Raw genomic sequence first — 18,543 nt, 5'->3', positions numbered from 1 at the left:
TTATTCTATTAAATTCCAATCTAATTTTTGGTGTTTTAAAACATCTTTTTTTAATACTTTTCCAATCAATTTATCAAAATCTCTTGCATCAATCCCATGGTTTGGGCGTAATACTGTTAAATTATTTTCTGTCAAAACTTCTCCTGCTTTGATATTTTTTGAGGGATAAACCGCCCTTCTAAATGATTCAACATGACCGTTTTCTATTTCTATTAAAACAGGCTTCTTGATATTATTTCCTTTCAAGTCATTAATAAGTTGAATTTCTTGAATTAATTCAGTTATTTCATTAGGTGTTAATGAAACTTTATGATCTCTAAATTGCTTTCCTTCTCTTGAATCTGTGAAGTGAAATTCAAGGACTTCTGCTCCAATTGCAACAGCATAATTTAAAGCTTTGCTTCCTTCTGTATGATCAGAATAACCAATTGTAAGATTAGTTAGCTCTTTTAATCTTTTCATTACGTTTAAATTTGCATCTGCGCTTGGTATTGGATACATACTAGTACATTGCAAAACTGCCAACATTTCAGCTGACTTATAATCCGAATTTATTGATTGAATATATTCAATTGTTTTTAAAACTTCATTTTCAGAAGAAAGACCTGTTGAAATAATAATAGGTTTTCCTTTCTCAGCTGTTTTTTTTAGTACAGAATAAGCCGTTAAATCTCCACTACCAATTTTATACAAGCTAATATATTTATCAAGCCAATTCATAGCATCAATATCCCAAACCGATGAAGTATATAATATACCAGCTTCTTTAACCATTTCTGCTAAATATATATGGTTCTCTTTGGTCAACTCAAATTTTTTGAAATGCTTATTCCTATCTGGACTTTCCAATTGAGAAACTAATGTATCTCCTGTGTAAATTTGAAACTTCACATAATCAACGTTAGTATCAATTGCAAGTTGAGAAAGTTTTTTGGCGTATTCAAAATCACCTTCATGATTGCCTCCTATTTCTGCAATTAAAAGTGGTCCAAATTTCCCTTGAAAGGGACTATTTATTTTTGTATCTCTTTCCATATATTGTATATCTCATATAAATTATAGTTAAAATGGTCTCCATTAAAAAGCTGTATTATTTGTTCTGTTCTTTCAAAATCTTCCTTGGTATCTAAGGCCATCTGAATACCTGATGCTTCAGGCAATAATGAATTCATATAATAGAAATTATTGCCTGAAGGATAATCGTAGGCATATAGAGTTACATGTTCTTTATATTTTTCTTCTTTATTTATTTGAAGTAATAAAGATTCAAAGTAGGATAGTTTTAGAATTTCAATACTCATACCTTTTGGAAAAGTTCTATCTTTTACATTAGTAATAAAATCATATTTTCCAGTTTTGGCTATTGTAATCATATCCTTTAATATGTTTATATCTAAAAAGATATTATCGCCATTAATTCTAACAATATAATCCCACTTTTTATTCTTTCCTGCTTCAAAGAAACGCTCTGCAACATTATCTAAAGATCCCCTAAAGCAATTTATTCCTGTTTTTTGTGCAAACTGCTCAATTTTATCATCACTATTTTCTACAGAAGTTGCTATAACAATTTTTTCAGTATCGACAACTTGAGAAATTCTTTCAATTATATATTGAAGTATTGGTTTTCCACCTATCTCCATTAAGGCTTTACCCGGTAAACGATTAGAAGAAAATCTTGACAAAATTACAACCCCTATTTTCATCTTTCACCAATTTTTTTTGCTGGAGAACCTCCCCAAATTTCATTTTCTGGCACACTACAATTCACGACTGAATTAGCAGCAATTACAGCTCCATTAGCTATAGAAACACCTTTTAGAATTGTAACGTTACTAGCTATCCAAACATCATTACCAATTTTAATTGCATCTGTAATATTTGTTTGAATATTGATATTTATCCCTTTTTCTATTTGATGGTTACTATCTACAATATAAACAAAGGGAGCAATAAGACAATCGTCTCCTATTTCTATTTTTTTTGAGGCAAAAATAAAGGTATGATACCCTATAGTTGTTCTTTTTCCTACTGCTATAATGGCTTGTTCATTACATGAACAAATTCGAGCTCCTTCTTTTATAATTACTTCATCGTCAATATAAATATTTTTAGGAAATCTTATAAACTCAACACGTTTATCAATAAAAACCATTTTACCTAATTTTCCTAAAAAAAATCTATTTTTAATCATTCTAAAATAATTAAAAATACTAAATTGAAGGTGTTTTCTTACTTGTGATTTCATATATTGCTATTCTTTAATTTTTTTTGATGTAGAGTATAAAAATCTCCAATAATTGAAAAAATTAAACATCTCAGACATTAATGCCCCAAAGGATACTGCATTTAACAAAGAATCAAATAACAAATATCCAATTCCAGAAAAAGCAACAATAAATATGAACCTCATAGTAATTATAACTCTAAATACTTTAAAGCTTTTTAAGCTATTTAAAGCGCTATGCATCATGGTGTTTAAACAGAAGAAAACACCTGAAAAAACAGTTATTTGTACAGCTATTATTCCCATTGTATACTTTTCAAAATATTGTTCAACAATATATGGAATTGTTAGCGCAATTAGGGTAGCCATTATTGACATCAATATAAATAATTTCCAAATAGCTGACATTGTAAAATCGTAAACTTTTGATTTATCGCCAGTTTTACCATAAATGTGTGACATTTGAGGAAATAAATACCGATTTATATAAAGTGGAAGCGCCAAAAAAGCATTATTAATACTTCCAGCAGGAGAATAAAGCCCAACCATTAATGGCCCACTAAAGGCAACCAAAATTAATCTAGGAATACTTCTACTCACAGATGCCAGATAATTCCAAATATACATAGGCATACCAATACCAACCATTTCTTTGAAATCTACTAATTTAAATTCATATTTAACTTTATAGGGCCTAAAAACATAATAACCTATATATAACATTAATGCAACAACTACTTGATAAATTATATAACCCCACAAATCATAATAATAAACCAAAGGTAATAATAGAAAATATAAAAAACTTGTGAAAAATTGAACCTTACCTAAATAAACAAATGCACTAGAAGATCTATATGTTGCCCCCAAAAAAGAAGTTTGAATCCCTAAAGAACTAGTTGAAAATGCTAACACAAACATTAAAGCATACTCAAAAGTAAAAACTTCAAAAAAAGCAAAAAAAATACCCATTAATAAAATTAAAACCATTAAACCCAAACTAAGAGCAGTTGTATAATATCCGACTGTTTTTAATTTTTTAAGAGCCTCTTCTCTCTTATCTTGACCTATCAAAAAGGCAATTTCACGATTTAAACCACTAGTAGTCCCTAAGGTGAAAATTTGTAAATATCCAACAAAAACCAAAAAAGATTGCCATTGACCTAAATCAATGGGATCCAACCATCGTAAAATAATTATTCCAGAAATAGTTACTGAAAATGTTTTAAACAATCCTGAAGACACGTACAAAACTCCGGCGCTTTTGGATATTTTATTTAAGTATTTTTTCAAAATTTTTTTATCTAATGAGATTAACACCTATTATAATCTGCCATCTGAGCAATTATTTAAAATTCCTTTGACATCATAAATTATAGCATTATCTTTTTTCAAATTTTCAAAATTCATTTTTAAAAATTCATTATGAGCCACTCCTAAAACTATTGCTTCATATTTTTCACTTGTCAATTCTTTATCCATGTTTAAACCATATTCATGTTTTACTTCTTCAGGATTTGCCCATGGATCATAAATTGTAACAATTATGCCATATTCCTCTAAAGCGCTAACAACGTCAACAATTTTAGTATTACGAACATCTGGACAATTTTCCTTAAATGTAATTCCTAACATCAAAAGTTGAGCCCCATTAACAGTTATACCTTTCTTTATCATCAATTTTACAACCTGAGAAGCAACATATTGACCCATGCTATCATTTAGTCTTCTCCCAGCTAATATTATCTCTGGATGATACCCTGCTTCTTGTGCTTTTTGTGCCAAATAATATGGATCAACACCTATACAATGACCGCCTACTAAACCTGGTTTGAAAGGCAAAAAATTCCATTTTGTTCCAGCTGCCTCTAATACTGCATGGGTATCTATATTTAACAAATTAAATATTTTTGCTAATTCATTTACAAATGCAATATTAATATCCCTTTGAGAATTTTCTATTACTTTAGCGGCCTCAGCAACTTTAATAGTCGGAGCTAAATGTGTTCCTGCTATAATTACAGACTGGTATAATTCGTTTACTTTTTGGCCAATTTCTGGGGTTGAACCAGCGGTTACTTTTAATATTTTTTCAACCGTATGTTCTTTATCTCCGGGATTGATTCTCTCAGGCGAATAACCCGCAAAAAAATCAATATTAAACTTTAATCCAGATATTTTTTCTAAAACAGGTACACATTCTTCTTCTGTAACCCCAGGGTAAACTGTAGATTCGTAAATTACAATATCTCCTTTTTTCAACACTTTTCCAACCGTTTCACTAGATTTATACAAAGGAGTTAAATCTGGTCGATTATTTTTATCTACGGGTGTAGGGACTGTTACAATATAATAATTACAATCTGCTATATCAGATAAATTATAGGAACAAAATAATCCAATATCATTTCCTGGTTGTTCAAGCAGTACACTTTTTAACACGTCATTTTCTACTTCTAATGTAGCGTCAACACCAGCTCGTAAACTATCTACCCTATCTTTATTAATATCAAAACCTACTACAGAATATTTTGTAGCAAACAATCTTGCTAAAGGTAAACCAACGTAGCCTAAACCTATTACGGCAATTTTTTTCATTTCTATTAAATTACTATTATTTATTATTTTAAATTGTTCCAATACCACTGAACAGCCTCCTTTAATCCTTCACGAATTTTATGTGATGGCTTATAACCCAATAATTTCTGAGCTTTATCTATTGATGCCAATGAATGCGGAATATCTCCTTTTCTATTTGGTCCGTGTGTTATTTCTATTGTTGCAATTTTTGAATCCTTTTCTGCTAAAAACTCTTTTAGATAACTGACTAGTTGATTCAATGTTGTTCTATCGCCAACAGCTGTATTATAGACTGTATTTATTGCTTCGATATTAGTAGTTAACATTGCTAATTCATTCATTTGAATCACATTATCTATATAAGTAAAATCCCTTGAAAAATCACCAGTACCGTTAATTAAAGGACTTTCATGTTGCATTAATTGCATTACAAATTTTGGTATTACTGCCGCATATGCACCATTAGGATCTTGTTTTCTTCCAAACACATTAAAGTATCTTAATCCTATACATTCTAAACCATATGTCTTAGAAAAAATATCAGCATATAATTCATTTACATATTTTGTAATGGCATATGGGGATAACGGTTTTCCTATTTTATCTTCTACTTTTGGTAAATTTTCAGAATCTCCATAGGTAGAAGAGCTTGCAGCATAAACAAACCTCTTAACACCAGCATCCCTTGAAGCAACTAACATATTTAAAAAGCCAGACACATTTACATCGTTACTTGTAATAGGATCATTTATAGAACGTGGCACAGAGCCTAAAGCCGCTTGATGCAAAACATAATCTACCCCTTTAACTACCTCATTACAAGTTTTTAAATCTCTTATATCTCCTTCTATTAAATGAAATTTATTATTCTCAAATAGAGAAGAAATATTATGTCTATGTCCTGTTGAAAAATTGTCTAAACAAATTACTTCATGTTCTTTAGCTAAAAAAAACTCGCAAAGATTTGAACCTATAAATCCTGCTCCTCCTGTTATGAGAATTTTTGCCATATTTTTTAATTTTTATATGTGCATACAACGCACTATTGTTTATTATAATTTAAATTAATGTAATTTGTATACATTTATTTTTGAAAAATCAACAACCCATTACCCTCAAAATTATCCTCTACATAAATTCTAACACTTTTCTGAATCTCTTTAGTTATTTTACATGCTAAATGATTTAAATAATCATAATTTAAATTATTTCCTTCTACAACTATTTCAATAGATCCAGAATCAATACCATTCGCATAATCCCCAATTAAATAAATTTTTGAAACTTCACCCATTTTAGAAAAAATTTGTTCAACAATTTTATCTAACCCAACATGCTTCCTAACTAATTGTTGTATAAGATAAAACAAAGGATGGTTAGTATTCGCTTTATACATTATTTTAGCCTCTGTTTCATCTCTAATAATGTAGCCCGCTTTACTTAAATTATTTAGTTCTTTCCTTATAGCATTAGTATTTTCATGCATTTCACTTGCTAAACCCCTTAAGTAACCTGCATTAGAAACATTAATAAAAAATTTTATCAACAATCTTAAACGAGTTTTTGAGGTAATTAAACTTTCTAACATGTTAAAAATATTGTGCAACAAAAGTACTCAATGTATTTTTTACAACCAAATTTTATATTTTATAAAATTGTAAATTTTTAAATTAACATGTAAAAATATGATTTTTAGTTACCAAAATAAAAAAAAACACTCCTTTTAATGGCATTGGTTTATATAATGATTTTGAATTCCTATATTTGCAGGAAGTTAAATTCGTTATTTTTTTGAATTACTATACAAGTTAAATATATTATGAAAAAAAGAATATCTTTTTATTTAGATTTATTGAAAAAATTACAAATACTACCTTCTTGGGTTATATTATTTATTGATATTTTGATAATAAGTAGTGTAAGTATTGGAAGTTATTTAGTTTTTAAAGGATTAGGCGTAAGTTTTACGAGTGGAATTAGTCTGCCTATCAGATTTTTCATAATGATATTTGTATTTATTTGCTATTTTTTAGTATTCAAAACTTACCAAGGAATTGTTCGTTATTCTACACATAAAGATGTAATAAAAGTATTCAAAGCTGTATTCTTCTCAAGTATAACTCTATTTTTACTTAATATTGGATATCAAATTGTTTATCAAAAATCTATATTTGTATACTATACAATTTTAAATGGAAGTTTTTTTGCCTTCTTTTCTCTAATTGGATTTAGAATTTTAGTCAAATATGTCTTCCAAATACTGCATAAAGAAGAACATAAAATTCACGAAAAAGAGAGTATAGCAATTATTGGAGTAAATAGTACAAACATAACACTTGTCGAACCGCTTTCTTCATCAATAGGTCTATACAGATTAATTTGTTTTTTTGATACCAACACCTCACTAAATGGAAAAAAAGTAGCTGGTGTACCAGTTGTAGCAGATTCTAAATCTATCATTGTTCACCTAAGAGCAAAAAAAATTCGAAATATAATTTTACCTAAAAACTATTTAAACGAAATAGACGAAAAAAAGCTATTTGATGATTGCATCGAAAATGGTATAAAGGTCTTTAAACCTGAATTATTACAAAAAGCAAATGCTAATTCTTCAAACACTACTTTTAAAGAGTATCAATTAGAAGAGTTATTGTTTAGAAAAACGATAGATATTGACAATCCAAATATTCTAAAACAATTTACGAATAAAGTGATTTTAGTAACTGGAGGAGCCGGCTCTATTGGATCTGAATTAGCTAAACAAATTACTGAATTCAATCCTAAACAGCTCATCGTACTTGACCAAGGAGAAACTGCCCTTCATGACATACAACTTTTTTTTAATAAAAACTTTCCAAATTGCAATTGTGTTTTTGAATTAGTTGATGTAACAAATAGAAAAGAATTAGCACCGATTTTTGATTTTTATAAACCCGAAATAATTTTTCATGCCGCAGCTTATAAACACGTTCCTGTATTAGAAAAAAATTATAAGCAAGCAATCAAAGTAAATGTTTTTGGCACTCAAAACTGTTTAGAATTAGCAGTTCAACACCATGCCAAAAAGTTTATTTTTGTTTCCACAGACAAAGCGGTAAACCCTACAAACATAATGGGAGCTAGTAAAAGAATAGCTGAAATGATAGCTCAAAATATATATCACTCTCAAAATGACATCAATAAACTAGAAATAATGACTACTCGTTTTGGTAATGTTCTAGGGTCAAATGGTTCTGTTGTTCATTTATTCAAAGAACAAATAGCACAAGGTGGTCCTGTAACAGTCACTCACCCTGAAGTGAATCGTTTTTTTATGACTATTCCCGAAGCCTGTAAACTAGTCATAGAAGCAGCTGCAATGGGCAATGGAGGTCATATCTATGTATTTGACATGGGGAAATCCATTAAAATCGTAGATTTAGCCGATAAAATGATTCGTTTGGCTGGTAAAATTCCTGGAAAAGATATTGTTATCGAATTTTCTGGTTTACGCCCGGGAGAAAAACTTTATGAAGAAGTCTTGACCGAATGTTCCGAAACACTTCCTACTTATCATCCAAAAATTGTTATTGCCAAGGAAAAATCTCCTTGTCGTTTTTCACTTGACGAAATCAATAAAAATTTACAAGATTTTCATAGTTTGAGTAGAAAAGAAACCGTTTTTACAATTAAAAAGCTTGTTCCAGAATACCAACCTGAAAACATGGAGAATTAAAATTATCAATTCATAGGAAAAAACATTAATGGAGTGATATGCTTTTAAACAATATACTAACAGGATTTATCAAAAGAAGGTAACGAAAATTATATAATAAATAAAACAATTTTTAAAATCCTTAAATCTTGATTTAATAAATATTACACATTCTCATCTCCAATTCTTGGCATTTGTTACCTAATTTATAAAACCACATCACAACTAACCGAGCTTTGTTTTAACGGGAAAAAAGCTTAATTTTTAATAATAAACCTACCTATCTACACCAATTAAAATATAGCTAAACTTTATTGTTTGTTGTTCTTTAAATTGGTCGATTGATAAGGTAGTAAGTTTTTTTGTATATAAATTTTATATTCCTGTTCAGCGATATCATCCATTACCATGTCAAAAACAATACCTTTCTTAATAGTTACATAAGTTTCACGATCAAGTAAGGTTTCTATTTTTCCAATAACTTAACTTATTCCTCAAGTTAAACTACTTTTTGTTCGGGTTATTTTGGCATATTTAACAGCGTTTGATTCTCCTAATTAAAGGTGCTAAATTTTTTGAGCCAAATCAAAACATTTGCATGACTTTGAATACCATATTGTTTTCGTATTTGAGTAATTGTAGATTTTTCTTGCTCAATTTCTTGAACAATTTGAAACTTTAAAAACATTGAATAGTCTTTCTGGGTTTGCTTTACAGAACGATTTTCTTGAATGTTTTCCATAAAAATGAAATTATGAATCACTATTTCAGGTCTAAACAAACGTAAAACAAAAACCGCCTCAATGCAAATTGAGGCGGTTATAGTTAAAATAAATACGAGTCTATTTTATTGTTTAATCATTTTGAAAGTTTGTGTAGTAGCTCCTTGTCGGGCAATTACTAAATACATCCCTACAGGATAATCAGCACCTATGGTATGATTATGTACTTCACTTACTTCAACTGATTTACTCTCTAACATTTTCCCTGTTATATCATATACTTGATAGAATAAGGTAGCTGTTTCACCTTCTAATGGGGTAATAGTAAATGCTGTTGTAAATGGATTTGGATACGCTCCAATAAACATTGATGCTAATGCTTCACTTTCCTCTTCCTTATCCTTTGGCGTAACTTCACGTTTTATCTCATCATTTGGAATTGTAATCGAACATAATGTTCCTTCCAATCCATAATTTCCTTCTCCTTGCTTCACTTTTACGCCTACTTGATAGGTAGCACCCGAAGTATAACTGATGTCTGTTATTCTAAAGAAGCTATAAGGACGTTCTAACTCTGCTATGAAAGTACCATTCGAAGCATAAATTCTAAATGCATACATCGTCACATTTGCAACCGATCTTGCATAAATACGATCAGTAACATTAATCGAAGCTCCACATTGATTTGCTACTAGCGAGGTGGTTGGAATTGCGATTGTTATGTTACATCTTGAACCTTGTGCGCCATATGAACCATTACCTCGTTTTACTCGAACACCTATTTGATAAGACATCCCATAAACCGATGCAAATTCTCGCATTCTAAAGAAGTTGGAAGTCTTCTCTATTGTTGTTATAAAGTTACCTTCGTTATCATAAATATCAAATGCATACATTACACCACTCCATACAGAAGTAGCATAAATACGGTCTTCGTTAGTAACCGTTTGACCACATTGTGATGCTTGGATTGCTGTAACTGGTTTAGTTAATGTTACCGCACACGATGAACCTGCGATGCCATATACACCATTTTTCTTTACTCTAACTTTTACATTATAAGTAGTTCCAAATTCAAACGAAGGTAACGCATAAACAAATTGGAAAAAGTTCCCTCGTGTTTCATAAGTATTTAGTAAAACATTTGTTGTACTATCATAAATGTCAAACGCATACATACTAGCACCTGAAACTGAACGAGTATAAACTCGCTCATTAAATGCTACTATACCCCCACAATTGGTCAAATTCGAATAATCTGGACAATCGACCTTTAAAATCAAACTTCTCAACACTCCACATGGTGTCGTGAAAGACAAGGATACCTGATTATTGTTAGTAAAGTTTATTGGATTTTGGATTGAAACAGTGATACTATTAGTACCCTCTCCGTTTTCTATAATCATTCCTTGAGGAACTGTCCATACAAAATCACTACCACTACCAGTTGCTACGCTATAAGTTGCAGTAGTTGAACCACAAACATTCGTTGGTCCTGATAAAATAGTACTTGCCGAAGAAACCAAAACACTTCTTGAAGGACTAGTTCCACAACTCGATGAATTAGCAACCACTCGAATACTCCCTGATTCAAATGAACTATCAAATGAAACCGAAATGGTTGTTGTACCTTGACCCGCTATAACATTAGCACCTTGTGGCATAGTCCAAGTGTAACTATCAACAGCGCTCATTGTTGCAATACTATAGGTGAAAATACTTTGATTAATGGTATTCACATTTCCATTTATATCAACTTCATTTGAAGTAGCACCACAAATAATTCGCTCTCCATAAATATAACCAGGCGTAGCAACCCCTGATATTGATAATGTTCTTGGTTGACTTGAACCACATGACGAAATAGCGCGTACAGATATCGTTCCACTTACACTACTTGAAGTTGATACAACGATACTTGTTCCTGTTGCAGCTCCTTGCAATGTCATACCTAATGGTAAAATCCATTCATAACTTGTAGCGCCATCAACTGCTGTAATACTATATTCATAAGTACCTGCAGTACAAATCTGAGTCGCACCTACAATAGCAACAGGCATAGCTATACCACTCACTGTTAATGTACCTGATGATATAACACCTTGAGCACCTAAAACAAAAACTTTGACACTTCCCCGGTTGAATCTTGAGGTAAATAATACCAAAATTTCATTACTATTCGCACCTGAGACAATACTAGCACCTGAAGGTACTAACCACTGATAAGAAATAGCTCCCTCAACTGGAGAAATACTATAACTTTCCGTGACGTTACCTGCTGAAATACAAATCGTAGTTGTACCAATAATTGAAGTTGAAGGAGCTGATTGCTTAAATACATTAAGTGTTTTTAATGTTGTTTCTGAGCAATTATTAACTGCCTTAACGGTTATTGAACCTCCCGAAAAAGTTGCACTCACATTTACCTGTATAACATCACCTGAAGAAGATGTTATCGTCATACCAGGTGGTAAATTCCAAATGTAGTTGGTAGCACCACTTACTGGAACAACCCAATACGCTGCTGTTGTTGCATCTGATGCTAAATTCACTGGACCTGAAATAGAACCGATACTACCAACCGTTGGTGTAATCGTAACTACTACAGCAGTTCTAGTACTTTCTGTACCAGAAACAGTTTGTGAAACATAATAAGTAGTTCCTGTTAAAACAGTAGCAGCATTCAAAGCAACGCCTCCTTCAGCAACACTATACCATTTTAAGCCAGTACCCGTAGCTACTAAATCAGAAACGGTAGCCCCTGGACAGAAGGTTTGTGCTGATGCGGTGGGGGCATCAACAGTTGTTATTCCATTTTCAACTGCAATACTGATGGTATAACTAGAACTTCCTCCTGCATTTGTAGCTGTAATTGTATAATCTGTTGCTAGGCTCACTGTTGTTGGTATACCTGAAATACTTCCATCTTCGTTTAATACTAAGCCCGCAGGCAATACAGGACTCACAGCAAAACCCGTACCTGAAATTTTTCTTATGGTATTATTACGTTCATCTGCTATATATACATTTCCAGCAGCATCAGCTGTAATTCCTGCTGGATTATCAAATTTAGCTGTATTTAGAGGGCCGTTTAAAAGTCCAAAACCGTACCCATTTGAAATGGTAGTGACTACCCCTTCAGGAGTCATTTTTCGGAATTTAGTATAATCCGCAATAATTAAATTACCTTCTAAGTCAAAACACATACCTTGAGGATCGCTAAATCCAGCAGAGGTACCTGTACCATCAACAGCAAACCCTAATCTCCCGGCAACTGTTGTTACAACGCCTGCTGGCGTTATTTTACGGATTAAATTAGGTGAACCTGTTTCTGATACATACAAATTACCTGAGGCATCTATAGTGATAGCAGTAGGTCTCCAAAATGTTGCATTAATTCCTGTACCATCAGTATAATTTTGAATTCCGCTACCTGCAAAAGTACTAATAACACCCGATGGAGTTACTTTACGAATTCTATAATTGTAAGAATCACACACGTATAAATTACCATCAGGATCAATAGTAATTCCTCTAGGACCATATAAAATAGTATTATTACCCCCAGCAATTGTAGTTACATTTGCGGACGGGTCAATTTTACGAATCAGGTGATTACCTGAATCAGTTACATATAAGTTATCCGTTTTGTCAATAGTTATGCTAAAAGGAAAATAAAAACTAGCATTAGTTCCTGTACCATCTAAACGTCCTTGAGTTCCACTTCCAGCAAAAGTGCTTACCATACCTGCTGGCGTAATTTTTCTAATTTTATGATTTGCTCTATCTGCAACAAAAATATTTCCATGTGAATCGACAACCACGCCTTTAGGGAGATTAAACTGTGCTTGCGAGGCAGTTCCATCAGCAAATCCAGCGGCACTAATTTCGTTAAGACTTGAAACATAGTTTTTTAATCCGCTTACAGCTCCACCAGTATTTGTTACTTGTAAAGGTGTAATCTGATTGTTTAGTGTAAAGCTATTATTAGCATTATAAGATATATTTGGCACTTGCATTGGAGTAGTAAAAACAACTTGTGCTCCATAAGAAGTTCCCAAAGTATTAGTTGCGTAAGCTCTAACATAATAAGTGGTTAAAGCGTTTAAACCTGTCAAATTAGAGGCGAAAGCACCTGTTGCGGTTGTTTCATCTACAAGTTTACTATCATTAATTGTAGGATTAGCTGTTGTACTCCAACAAATACCCTTTTCTGTTAATGAAATACCTCCATTATTAGTTGCGTTTCCTCCACCAACAGCTGTTGATGAGGCAATTGAAGTAATGGCTGTAGTAGAAATAGTTGGTAAATTAGCTACCGTAATATTGAAATTTGCTGTGGAAGTGCCATAATAATTATACCCTGTAACCGAGTAAGCTGACGTATTTGTTACTATAGTAGGTGTGCCGCTAATAATTCCTGTGGTTTTATCAAAACTTAATCCAGTAGGTAAACTTGAAGAAATAGTGTATCCGGTAATTTCAACTTTTCGAATATCGTCACCATACCATTCAGAAACATACATATATTTTTGATTAATATCAAAAAGCATGTGAGTTGGGTAACTTAAAGTAGCCGATAGTCCATTATTATTATCTGCAGTACCTCTTGTTCCAGAACCAATAAAATTAGTCACCACACCACTAGGCGTAATTTTTCTGATAAAATTATTGGTAGACGAACTCAAATCAAACCCTGGATTGACTGAAGGATAATTTCCATCTTTTGCTTGTGTAATATATAAATTATCTCCACCATCTATAACTATTCCGTAAGGGTCTGCAAATGCTGCCAATACACCTGTCCCATTAGTTGTAGCATTTGAACCACTTCCTGCAAAGGTTGTAACGTTACCCGCTTCTATTTTACGAATTTTTTGATTGGCTCTATCTACAATATATAATATCCCCGTACTTGAAAAAGCTACCCCAGTTGGATTATTAAATCTAGCTGTAGTAAGTGCTCCATCTGTAGTTCCAGAAGTATTGCTTCCCGCGTATAAACTGACTTCATTTGTAGTAAGATTTATTTTTCGGATACAATGATTTCCTGCATCGGCAACATACAGAAATGCTGTTCCGTTTTCTGTTCTAAAAGTTACATCAGTTGGTCTTAAAAAACGTGCAGCGGTTCCTATCGCATTGGCATAACCCGATTGAGAACCAGATCCTCCACCAGCAATGGTAGTAACAGCACCGGTAGATATAACTAATTTTCTAATTTTATGATTCCCTCTATCAGCAATGTATAATACATCCTGCCCATCATAAGTCATTCCTGATGGGTATTCAAAACGAGCATTACCTACACCTACTCCATCATTAGACCCATTATCGTTTGTTAAAAAAGGAGTTGGAGTCGTTTGCCCAGCAATTTGTGTAACAGCCCCTGTAACGCCATCAATTTTTTTGATTCTGTGATTGTAAGAATCTGCAAAATAGATATTTCCTGAAATATCCATAACCATTCCCATTGGCGCATTAAATTTTGCAGCTAATGGATTGGTATTATTTGTATTACCCTCAGAGCTTCCAGCAAAAGTAATTACCTTTGAATAATTCCCCGCTGGTATAGCTGTTCCTACATTAGTTGGGGTAATTGAAGTAATAGCTATATTCTGTTGTAAGGTTTGGTCTTCATAACTAATACTTGGTCCAGCTGTTAAACCATTTGTTGTAAAAGTTACAGCTTCCGAATAACCACTTCCTGTTGTATTGGTCGCAAAAGCTTTAAAAGTATACGATGTGTTTCCACTTAATCCAGTTATTGCTTTGGTAAAATTTCCTACAGTGCCACTCACAACTATTTTAGTAGTTCCTGTTCCACCAATAATAGGGTTCGCATTTACACTCGTTGGGGCATAAATAAATCCTCTTTCAGAAATTGCTCCTCCGCCTCCGTTTGTTACAACGGTCCCAGTTAATGTTCCACCAGTAATCCCTACAGTTAAGGAATTAGCATCCATTATTGTTGGAATTTCTGCAACGTTAGACACGGTAACGGTAATCGTTTGGGTAGCTGATTTAGCAATACTTCCATTATCTGTAACTTTAACTTCAACAATGTATGTATTATTTGTATCTAAATCGGTTGGGGATTCATAATCGGGTGCAGTAACAAATGTTACTACTCCTGAAGCACTATTGATTGTGAATTTTGAAGCGTCTGCACCGCCAAGAATACCGTATGTTAAATTTTGTGCAGGCACATCGGCATCTGTTGCTTGAATGGTTGTAACAGCAGTAGTGTTTTCTGAAATTGCAACCGATATGCTGCTTAAACCTGATCCACTTGCAATTACAGGAGTCCTGTTGGTTGAAAAAGAAGTTTCTGAACCGTAATACGTTCCTGTAGCATCCGTTACATAAGCTCTTACATAATAGGTAGTATTGGGTAAAAGATTCGTTAATGTACTCGTAAAATCAGCCGTTCCTGCTCCTTCATTTGTAAAATCATTTGAAATAGTTGGGTTCTGAGAAGTAGCCCAACAAATTCCTTTTGCTGTAATTTCAGAATCGGCTTGAGATACATTATGTCCTCCAGAAGTAGCTGAAATAGTTGAAGTGTATTGGATGTTAGAAATGGAGGCCGAGGTTACAGAAGCATTAGGCAATGAACCTATCAACTCAAATGTTATATATTGTGACTCTAAAGAAGCTGATTCCCAGTTAGATCCATTAACATATTTAAAATATGGGGATGACGAGTTCAAATTAGGATATAATGTAACTGAACCTGAACTATTGAGGTTGTGAGTACGAAGATAAATACCTGCAGAACCTATATTAGTAGTCTGACGAATTGATACAATATACCGTCTATTTGCTATAAGAGTAAAAGGAGTATTAAGAGTTACTCCTGTATTAAGCTGACCGTAATTAGTATCAACAAATTTAGAAAAAGTTTGTTGATATAATAAGTTGGAATGAAGTAATACTGGATCTTCAGGATGTGCTTGTGCTTCATAATAAGCTTCTGAAATTTCAAGTTGAAAATCTAATAAAGAAACTGTACTACTATTCCATAGACTAAACCTAACTTGATTTAGTTTTACACCATTTATATTTGTTCCTGTTGTAAAAATATAACCCACACTTCGCCCATCACCTATGTAGTATGCTTCCATAGGAATATGATTTGGTGGATCAACATTACTATACAACACAGTATAGGATTGACTATAACTCCGTTGAAAACTGAAAAGCAACAGTCCTAACAAAAAAACATAAAGGAAGGACCAATTTTTAAATAGTGTAATCCGTGAAATCCATTTTTCATTTTGTTTCATGAAATAATTTTTTAAAGTTTATTTTTAATTGAACCACAAATTTCAATTATAACATGCTAAATAGCATTTTAAAAAAGAACTTTCAATTCTTAAAAAAAATAATTTTATTCCCAAAAAAGAACTTTTGCATTCTCAAAAAAGAACTTTTCCTTTATTTTAATTGCTTAGTTGAGATTAGAATAAAATTAGATTGTAGCTTTGTAAAAAAAAATATGCGCCCAATATTATTCTATTTTTTACTATTTTCTTGTACTTTTTTTGGCCAAACCTGGAAAGATCAAAATGTAGAGCAGCTTATTTTAGATAATAAATTTGAAGCCTGCAAAACGTATCTTGTTACTAAATTAAATAATGAAACTAATACAACAACGGACCAATTAGCCTATTACAACGCCAAATTGAGTCATTGTTATTTAAGAACGGGGCAATTTAACAAAGCTTTACACTGTGCAAAAACATCAAAAACACTTGCCATAAAAAACAACGACCCATTGTTGCAATCGGAAACATGGAGAGCTATGGCTTTTGCCTACATTAGAACAGCAGAACTCGACAGTGCGTTAGTCTATGCCGAAAAAATGTATGTGTTTGGGAAAGAAAACACTAACTACGATTTTACCCGTGCTGCATTAATGTGTATGGGAAACATTGCCAAACAACAACTAAAACACCAAGAAGCCACTATTTTTTATGCTGATGCCTTAAAACTAACTAAAAAGAACCCTTTGGGAAGTAAAAATCTAAAAGTGGATTATTATAATCTAGCAGAGGCGTATACGGGGCTAAAAAAAATGGAAGAAGCTGTGCTTTATTTTGAGCTTGCATTAAAAATGGCATTATTAGATTCCGACGAAGTTTTATTAGCTCGAATTTATGGTGGCTTATCGTATGGGTATTCTAAATTAAAAAACAACAGAAAAAGCATCATTTATCAAGACAAATCAAATCAAATAGCTATAAAAAATAATAATTTTCAATTATTAGCCATGGGATATTCCAATATGATGCAATGGAGTCTAAATGAAAACAATCCTACCAAAGCAATAGAATATGGCAATAAGTCCATTGAATATTTAAAGAAATTTCCAAACAAACAATTAGAAATTCGAGTGGACAGTATCATGTATGCTGCTTTAAAAACAATAAAACGAGACCAAGAAGCTTTGAGTTTTTTAGAATCCTATACACAGAAAAAGAAAAAAGTTAACACTCTGACTGCAGAAAAAAGATTAGAAGAATTGCTTGTAAAATATGATGTTGAAAACAAAAATTTAAAAATTAAAAATCAAGAAATTGAATTAGCCGTTGCAAAAAGAGAGCGTAACATTTACCTCTTAATAACTGGTATTATCGTTTTATTTATTCTTGGCTTGCTACTATTTAAAATGAATCAACGTATCTATAAAAACTTACTTTATAGAAAAGAAAAAAATTATGACAATCTTTACCAACAAATAAAAAGCGTTCTTCAAGAGCAAAACAAACAACAGAAATTAACAGAACCATCAGAAAACAGTGTAGAAATTAAAAGTGAATCGCTGTACATCAAACTAATCGATACTATTGAAAATGAAAAGTTATTTTTAAATCCAGAACTCGATCAAAAAACATTAATTCGTCTTCTAGGGACCAATAAGAAATACTTATATGAAGCAATCAAAATTCACGGTGAAACTAATTTTAGAGGTATCATAAATAGATTAAGAATCAATCATGCTAAAAACCACATTGAAAATCAAATTACAAATAAAAACCCTATAGATTTCTCGCAATTGTACCTGATTGTTGGCTTTAATGCCAATTCTACTTTTTATAGAACTTTTAAAACAATGACAGGAATTACACCTAATGAATATGCCATTGAGTTTAAAAAGGATTTGAAATAAAACGGCTATTTTTGTCACTTTACAGTTGTATTTTTTTTGTTTCAGGCTTCGGGTTTCAGGTTTCAGGTCTTGGAACACAGATTACAGAAATTTAAGTAATCTTTAAAATAAAAAATTAAATAAAAAATTCTTAGAAAGAATTGTA

The 18,543-nt window shown here is 32.0% G+C and carries 11 protein-coding genes; 2 read left to right on the top strand and 9 right to left on the bottom strand.

What is annotated here, in order from left to right; all coding sequences use genetic code 11:
* The 7 genes from RSE15_RS10960 to RSE15_RS10930 form a co-directional block, all read right to left on the bottom strand.
* Positions 1 to 1,035 carry an N-acetylneuraminate synthase family protein gene (locus RSE15_RS10960; RefSeq protein ID WP_324068554.1) on the bottom strand — a complete coding sequence of 345 codons (1,035 nt, stop codon included), beginning with the start codon at positions 1,033 to 1,035 and terminating at the stop codon, positions 1 to 3.
* On the bottom strand, positions 1,014 to 1,706 hold the full coding sequence (locus tag RSE15_RS10955; RefSeq protein ID WP_324068551.1) for a cytidylyltransferase domain-containing protein: 693 nt from the start codon (positions 1,704 to 1,706) through the stop codon (positions 1,014 to 1,016). Before RSE15_RS10955 ends, RSE15_RS10960 begins: the two co-directional genes overlap by 22 nt.
* On the bottom strand, positions 1,703 to 2,248 hold the full coding sequence (locus tag RSE15_RS10950) for an acyltransferase (protein WP_324068550.1): 546 nt from the start codon (positions 2,246 to 2,248) through the stop codon (positions 1,703 to 1,705). The genes RSE15_RS10955 and RSE15_RS10950 overlap by 4 nt, the downstream gene beginning before the upstream one ends.
* 6 nt (positions 2,249 to 2,254) lie before the next feature.
* Complete coding sequence (locus RSE15_RS10945) at positions 2,255 to 3,520, bottom strand: oligosaccharide flippase family protein (RefSeq protein ID WP_324068548.1); 1,266 nt, start codon at positions 3,518 to 3,520, stop codon at positions 2,255 to 2,257.
* Positions 3,521 to 3,550: 30 nt separating this feature from the next.
* A complete protein-coding gene (locus RSE15_RS10940; protein WP_324068546.1) occupies positions 3,551 to 4,825 on the bottom strand; it encodes a nucleotide sugar dehydrogenase in 1,275 nt (424 codons plus the stop codon).
* A 23-nt stretch (positions 4,826 to 4,848) separates the two neighbouring features.
* Positions 4,849 to 5,817: an SDR family oxidoreductase gene (locus RSE15_RS10935; protein ID WP_324068544.1), complete on the bottom strand. Its 969-nt coding sequence runs from the start codon at positions 5,815 to 5,817 to the stop codon at positions 4,849 to 4,851.
* 74 nt (positions 5,818 to 5,891) lie between these two features.
* Positions 5,892 to 6,395, bottom strand: a complete 504-nt coding sequence (locus tag RSE15_RS10930; RefSeq protein ID WP_324068542.1) for an ArsR family transcriptional regulator — start codon at positions 6,393 to 6,395, stop codon at positions 5,892 to 5,894.
* Positions 6,396 to 6,626: 231 nt separating this feature from the next.
* On the opposite strand from RSE15_RS10930, the gene RSE15_RS10925 reads away from it, so the two are divergent.
* Positions 6,627 to 8,522: a polysaccharide biosynthesis protein gene (locus RSE15_RS10925; RefSeq protein WP_324068540.1), complete on the top strand. Its 1,896-nt coding sequence runs from the start codon at positions 6,627 to 6,629 to the stop codon at positions 8,520 to 8,522.
* A gap of 532 nt (positions 8,523 to 9,054) precedes the next feature.
* Here the strand turns inward: RSE15_RS10925 and RSE15_RS10920 are convergent.
* Together RSE15_RS10920 and RSE15_RS10915 are read right to left on the bottom strand one after the other, a co-directional pair.
* Positions 9,055 to 9,243: a hypothetical protein gene (locus RSE15_RS10920; protein ID WP_324068538.1), complete on the bottom strand. Its 189-nt coding sequence runs from the start codon at positions 9,241 to 9,243 to the stop codon at positions 9,055 to 9,057.
* A 105-nt stretch (positions 9,244 to 9,348) separates the two neighbouring features.
* Positions 9,349 to 16,350 carry a PKD-like domain-containing protein gene (locus RSE15_RS10915; RefSeq protein ID WP_324068536.1) on the bottom strand — a complete coding sequence of 2,334 codons (7,002 nt, stop codon included), beginning with the start codon at positions 16,348 to 16,350 and terminating at the stop codon, positions 9,349 to 9,351.
* A gap of 374 nt (positions 16,351 to 16,724) precedes the next feature.
* Between RSE15_RS10915 and RSE15_RS10910 the strand changes: the two genes are divergently transcribed.
* Complete coding sequence (locus RSE15_RS10910; protein WP_324068534.1) at positions 16,725 to 18,398, top strand: helix-turn-helix domain-containing protein; 1,674 nt, start codon at positions 16,725 to 16,727, stop codon at positions 18,396 to 18,398.
* The last annotated feature ends 145 nt before the right edge of the window (positions 18,399 to 18,543 follow it).

The sequence above is a fragment of the Flavobacterium sp. genome, assembly GCF_035195345.1.
Classification (GTDB): Bacteria; Bacteroidota; Bacteroidia; order Flavobacteriales; family Flavobacteriaceae; genus Flavobacterium.
Note: the sequence above shows the minus strand (reverse complement) of the source record. Positions and strands in the feature narration are given on the sequence as shown.

What these genes read in the sequence shown, in the direction of transcription:
- RSE15_RS10960 (WP_324068554.1), bottom strand. Translation starts at nt 1,035, where the DNA reads ATGGAAAGAGATACAAAAATAAATAGTCCCTTTCAAGGGAAATTTGGA.
- RSE15_RS10955 (WP_324068551.1), bottom strand. Translation starts at nt 1,706, where the DNA reads ATGAAAATAGGGGTTGTAATTTTGTCAAGATTTTCTTCTAATCGTTTA.
- RSE15_RS10950 (WP_324068550.1), bottom strand. Translation starts at nt 2,248, where the DNA reads ATGAAATCACAAGTAAGAAAACACCTTCAATTTAGTATTTTTAATTAT.
- RSE15_RS10940 (WP_324068546.1), bottom strand. Translation starts at nt 4,825, where the DNA reads ATGAAAAAAATTGCCGTAATAGGTTTAGGCTACGTTGGTTTACCTTTA.
- RSE15_RS10935 (WP_324068544.1), bottom strand. Translation starts at nt 5,817, where the DNA reads ATGGCAAAAATTCTCATAACAGGAGGAGCAGGATTTATAGGTTCAAAT.
- RSE15_RS10930 (WP_324068542.1), bottom strand. Translation starts at nt 6,395, where the DNA reads ATGTTAGAAAGTTTAATTACCTCAAAAACTCGTTTAAGATTGTTGATA.
- RSE15_RS10925 (WP_324068540.1), top strand. Translation starts at nt 6,627, where the DNA reads ATGAAAAAAAGAATATCTTTTTATTTAGATTTATTGAAAAAATTACAA.
- RSE15_RS10920 (WP_324068538.1), bottom strand. Translation starts at nt 9,243, where the DNA reads ATGGAAAACATTCAAGAAAATCGTTCTGTAAAGCAAACCCAGAAAGAC.
- RSE15_RS10915 (WP_324068536.1), bottom strand. Translation starts at nt 16,350, where the DNA reads ATGGAAGCATACTACATAGGTGATGGGCGAAGTGTGGGTTATATTTTT.
- RSE15_RS10910 (WP_324068534.1), top strand. Translation starts at nt 16,725, where the DNA reads ATGCGCCCAATATTATTCTATTTTTTACTATTTTCTTGTACTTTTTTT.